This is a genomic window from Armatimonas sp. (genome assembly GCF_031410135.1).
Classification (GTDB): domain Bacteria; phylum Armatimonadota; class Armatimonadia; order Armatimonadales; family Armatimonadaceae; genus Armatimonas.
Genome location: NZ_JANNYP010000066.1, coordinates 1 through 3464 on the forward strand (window position 1 = coordinate 1; position 3464 = coordinate 3464).

Here is a 3464-nt window from a genome sequence, read left to right on the forward strand (position 1 = left end):
CCGCATGACACTTGCCTTCCTGCTGGACTACGCCAAATAAAGAAGCCAGAACCACGAGGGTTCCGGCTTAAGAGGGCTACGGCTGCCTTCGCAGCCAACCGAATCTAGTGGGCACGAAGGTGCCCGTCGCCCTCTTAAGCCTGAGGACTTGTTCCTCAGGTTGGCAGATAGGTTAGCTCTGCTGCAAGATCACACGGCGCAACAAGACCGACTCTAGCAGCTCTAGCTTGCCATCGTAGAGCGTGAAGGCGTACTTGGCGAGCGGGGCGTGCTGGCCAAAGATTAGAGCGGCGAAGGCTTTGCGCCGTGCTCGCTCGTCTTCGTACTCCGCGTTGCCGGCGTTGAAGTCCGCTAGGATCGCCTGGGTTGCGGCTTTGATGGCGTCTGCCTCTGCACGGCGGGTCTGATAGGTCGCGAAGTGCTCTTTTGCCTTGACGATGATCTCGAAGTCCCAGCCCGCTTTAGCGAGCCCGGCCTCTAGCCCCGCTTCGTCCGTGATGCCGCCATCCAGCACAAAGCGTACGATGCTGTCGTAGGTCATGTGCCAGCGGAGTGCGTGCTGTGCGAAGTACCACGCGGACTTTATTTTGAGCAGCGTCTGGCCATCGCCGGAGCGCACCACGACACCCTCCGCATGGTTCCAGTCCTGCACCAAACCGAGCACCTCGCCAATCGCGCCCGTCTTGGCCCAGTCGTAGGTCTCGACAAGCCGCAGGCCCAGCTGCTGGGCAAGTGGCTTCAGCTCGGTGAACGACAGGTAGCGGAGTGGCTCGTCGTGAACCACGGCACCCAGAAAGACTAAGTCGTCGTCGCCTTCGTAGCGCACCACGATCTGATTGGCCTGCCCGACATACTCAAAAAGCAGCGACCCCTCGGGGAAAACCGAAGGGTCGAGCAGAGTCGGGTACTTGGCCTGCGCGACCGCCAGTGCCGCGACACCGTACTCGCCGCCGTCATACGAGCCGCGTGTTCGGAGCAATACCTGCCCGTCCGAGAGGACGGAGCGGATAATGAGGGAGCCGTCGTGCTTGTGTGTGATGATGGCCTGACCGCTCGCCAGCTCCTGCGCGATCACGGAGTCGTGTGCTGGGAACTCGCCCTGATTGAAGAACTTCGGCCAGCCGACCGAGACGATGCGTCCGTCGGCGTCGAGCACGGCGGAGCGGTAGCTCAGCTCGTCGGGTGCCCACTCGAACTTGTTGCGTGCCGGATGCACCAGCACCCGCCCGTTCTGCACCTCGTGTGTCAGAAAGCCGCTCTTGTTCAACTTCACCAATAATGCTGCCCGACTCATCGTCCCACAGATCTCCTTCACTCTCCCGCAAACTTGTTAGCCCCGGGACATCCTCCACATAATGGTATCGGATCAGCAGCTCTAGCATTCCTAACATTTTTTTATCTTCTCTCCCTCTCTCTCACACTTCATCTATCTTACTTACACTCCCTAAGAGTGTTGTTCACCCGGAAAAGTCACAGAGGTGAGCAACTTTTCACAGTCCAGTTATCAAACGACCCAGCCGCTGAAATCCGCGAACTCTATCGCGGGATGCGCCTACTCTGCTAAACGCCCTCCAGAGCCGCCTTTGTGACACGGTGTCGGTAGGCAAACATCTCCGTGAGCTGCTTGCGGATAAAGAGCGCATCCGCCAGCTTCCCCAGCGGCCCTAGCGGCGGCGTGTAGGTGATCGTGTCGGTTAATTGACTCCGTCCGACGCCCAGAGCTTCAAAGCGATGCTCATGCTCCCAGAAGGCAAAAGGGCCTTTGCCAGGCACTTGCCGGTCCACAAAGCGCAGGGGCGGCTCCCAGAGGAGAAACTCACAGCGCCAGCGCAGTGGCACAAAGACAGGTGGCTGAGAGACCACCAGCGTAAAGACCACTCCTTGAGCCAGCTTTGCAGGCGCATCTATCAGACGGACTCGAGTGCCGGGTGGTGTGATCTTTGTGAGTGCCTCGGTGCCAGCATGAAAGGCCCAGAGCGCCTCCTGCGAGGTGGCGATCTGGGTGGTAAAGGTTAGGGTAGGCATCCATGTCTCTAACGTCACTTACAGGCAATTCGTTCCAGAACCGAAAGTATAGTGAGATATAGTATTCTGACTCGGGATGTTTTGGGGATGCTTGGGTGAGTTTATGTTAAAACGACGATATTTTCTGATGGCGGGGGTGCTGGCAGTTTGTCTGGTAACCATTCCTCTATTTTTGGAGCGTGATGGTCAGGTCGTTTTGGACGATGCGGACTGGGCACTGGCCTCACTCAACGAGCTTGATGGGACGATGGAGGTGCTAACCGACGGCAACGCACATCCCCCGATCTACCAAGTCAATATTCTTCGTCCTGGAAAGGGGCTGGAGGATATCCACCTAGAAAAGCTTGTGCCTGCGGAGGTGCTGGGAGCACAGAAGCCGCTCTCTCTTCGCTTCAAGGCCCGTGCTGCCACACCACGCAGGATTCGCACGACTCTTCAGTCTGCTCAGTCAGACACATGGACAAGCGATGTAGAGCTCTCACGCGAGTGGCAAGAGTTTCGCCTTCCCATAAAGACCTCGGTGGCGACGACGGGTAGCAGCATCCTGGCCTTCCAGATTGGCGGAGCCAGTGGCGAGGTAGCCATCACCGAGATTCAAGTTGTGCAGTCATGAGTAATTTTCTCTTCTAAAGATCTCTGGTATTTCTACCGAGGATCACCCAGGGGGCTTATATGAGAATCATCATTAAACCGCTGGGAATGGTTGCGATTGCACTGGCTATTGGTGGTGCGTTTGTATCGGTTGCCTTTCGGAACACAAAGGCTAATGCCATGGGGGCTTCGAGAGACACGACAAACCTTGTTTCTAATGACAAGTGGAAGTTTTACACCGAAAAAGGTGCTCTGGGTAATCTCACGGTCGTTCAGGAGACTCTAGGAGGAGCTGCACGTACCGGAGTGAAAGTCGTCACGGATCAGCCGGGGATGCAGCCTTGGAATGTAGGCGTTTCCAACCCACTCGGCAGAGCCTTTAAGAAAGGGGAGAAGCTCCAGCTACGGTTCTGGGGACGCTCCACTTCCCACTCGCATGTCACGATTATATTGCAGCGAAATGTCCCAGGTTTCCCCGATTGTTTCAAGCAGGACGTTAACCTGACTCCCGAGTGGCGGCCCTATCAATACGATGTGACCATGACGACAATGGCACACTGGGAGTCTATGATCGCTGTTCACTGCGGTCACACCAAAGGGACGATCGAGCTGGTTGGAACTGAGCTGGTTCCCGCTTGAAACTCCAGCTTGAAACGACTACGGGAGCGGTTGCCGCTGCACTCGGAGTTCTTGCAGGGTTGGCGGCACTCACACTGACCCTGAAACCTGGAATGCTATCTCCGTCGCCGTTGCCCCAGAGCGCTCCGACGGCCAGTCCAGCACCAGCGATGCCACCCGCTGACGCAGGGAAGCTGAGCTTCTTTGATGAGTTCGATGGTACAAGCCTA

Annotated in this window: 4 protein-coding genes and 1 pseudogene; 3 read left to right on the forward strand and 2 right to left on the reverse strand. The window is 57.0% G+C overall.

Going from position 1 to position 3464, the window contains the following annotated elements; genetic code table 11:
• Positions 1–172 precede the first annotated feature (172 nt).
• Positions 173–1294 carry an RNA ligase gene (locus RMO15_RS02340; RefSeq protein ID WP_309707445.1) on the reverse strand — a complete coding sequence of 374 codons (1122 nt, stop codon included), beginning with the start codon at positions 1292–1294 and terminating at the stop codon, positions 173–175.
• A gap of 266 nt (positions 1295–1560) precedes the next feature.
• On the reverse strand, positions 1561–2025 hold the full coding sequence (locus RMO15_RS02345) for an SRPBCC family protein (RefSeq protein ID WP_309707446.1): 465 nt from the start codon (positions 2023–2025) through the stop codon (positions 1561–1563).
• Positions 2026–2128: 103 nt separating this feature from the next.
• Here RMO15_RS02345 and RMO15_RS02350 point away from each other — a divergent pair, with 103 nt between their 5' ends.
• From RMO15_RS02350 to RMO15_RS02360, 3 genes and pseudogenes are all read left to right on the forward strand, one after another.
• Complete coding sequence (locus RMO15_RS02350) at positions 2129–2638, forward strand: hypothetical protein (protein WP_309707447.1); 510 nt, start codon at positions 2129–2131, stop codon at positions 2636–2638.
• Between the two features lie 59 nt (positions 2639–2697).
• Positions 2698–3255, forward strand: a complete 558-nt coding sequence (locus tag RMO15_RS02355) for a hypothetical protein (protein ID WP_309707449.1) — start codon at positions 2698–2700, stop codon at positions 3253–3255.
• A pseudogene (locus RMO15_RS02360) lies at positions 3252–3464 on the forward strand (hypothetical protein); the annotation flags it as partial. The gene RMO15_RS02355 and the pseudogene RMO15_RS02360, both read left to right, overlap by 4 nt.